Annotated in this window: 2 protein-coding genes; both read right to left on the bottom strand. The window is 53.5% G+C overall.

Translation table 11 applies throughout. The annotated features are described in order from the left end of the window. Positions 1–247, bottom strand: a 247-nt coding sequence (locus tag JW499_RS21435) for an ATP-binding cassette domain-containing protein (protein WP_205212493.1), incomplete at its 3' end; no start/stop codon positions are given. 18 nt (positions 248–265) lie between these two features. Next, positions 266–1366, bottom strand: coding sequence for an amino acid ABC transporter permease (locus JW499_RS21430; protein WP_205212492.1), 1101 nt, complete (start codon positions 1364–1366; stop codon positions 266–268). Positions 1367–1395 lie beyond the last annotated feature (29 nt).

Genomic DNA, 1395 nt, shown 5'->3' with positions numbered 1-1395 from the left:
CGATATTTTTTATATCTTCATTCAGGGGGATATCGTTGACGATGATATCGCCTTTCTGGTGCTCTTCCAGTCGGTTAATACAGCGGATCATGGTGGATTTACCCGACCCCGAAGGCCCGCAAATGACAATCTTCTCGCCCTGTTTAACCTCCAGGTTTATGTTTTTCAGGACATGAAACTCGCCGTACCATTTGTTCAGGTCGCGCAGTTCCACCATCAGTTTTTCAGTCGCGTGTGAATGACTCATCTCAAAATCTCTCTGTTATCAGGCGCGGTTGCCGTGGCCGGTTTGTAGTTTCTTCTCCAGATGCTGCGAATAGCGCGACATGCTGAAACAGAACACCCAGAACAACAGGGCAATAAACAAATAACTCTCGGTGGAATAACCGATCCAGTCGGGGTCCTGGTTGGCTGCCTGACCGATCGCCAGGACATCAAACAGACCGATAATCAGCACCAGACTGGTATCTTTAAACAGCGCGATAAAGGTGTTTACAATCCCCGGAATCATCAGCTTCAGCGCCTGTGGCATGATGATCAGAATCATCTTCTGCCAGTAACCCAGCCCCAGGGCATCCGCCGCTTCATACTGTCCTTTCGGGATCGCCTGCAGACCACCCCGGATCACCTCCGCCATATAGGCAGACTGGAACAGGGTGATACCGATCAGTGCCCGCAGCAGCTTGTCAAAGCTCATCCCTTCCGGGAAAAACAGCGGCAGCATAACGGACGCCATGAACAGCACGGTAATCAGCGGTACCCCCCGCCAGAGTTCGATAAAGGTGACACAGACCGATTTCACGATCGGCATATCAGACTGTCGTCCCAGTGCCAGGACAATCCCCAGCGGCAGCGACGCCACAATACCGACCACCGCCAGCACCAGGGTCAGGGTCAGGCCACCCCAGAGGTGGGTTTCAACCTGCGGCAGGCCGAATGAATTACCGTACAGCAGGAGGTAGGCAACGATGGGGTAGATCACCAGCAACCCGATGGCTACCAGCCCCTTTTTCGGTGTCTGTGGCACAATCAGCCAGATAATCGAGCCGATCATCAGCAGAAAGGCCAGCTGCGGCCGCCAGTGTTCCGCTTCCGGGTAGAAGCCGTAGAGAAACTGATCCAGCCGGTTAGCGATAAATACCCAGCAGGCACCACCGCTGGTGCAGGCGTCCCGGCTGGTTCCCACCCAGTCTGAATCGATGAAGATCCATTGAATGGTGGGCACCAGAAAGCTGATCAGAAAATAGCCCACTATCAGGGTGGCTATTGAGTTAAAAGGCCCGTTAAACAGATTTTTTCGCAGCCAGCCGACCACCCCAATCATACTGGACGGTGGGGGCAGCGTGGGTTGAATATCATATTTCATAGCATCCCCTCCTAGCGTTCTGTAAGCTG

The organism is Amphritea pacifica, from assembly GCF_016924145.1.
Classification (GTDB): domain Bacteria; phylum Pseudomonadota; class Gammaproteobacteria; order Pseudomonadales; family Balneatricaceae; genus Amphritea; species Amphritea pacifica.
Note: the sequence above shows the minus strand (reverse complement) of the source record. Positions and strands in the feature narration are given on the sequence as shown.

Bases quoted from the DNA above. Each gene is read 5' to 3' on its own strand.
- JW499_RS21430 (WP_205212492.1), bottom strand. From the start codon at position 1,366: ATGAAATATGATATTCAACCCACGCTGCCCCCACCGTCCAGTATGATT.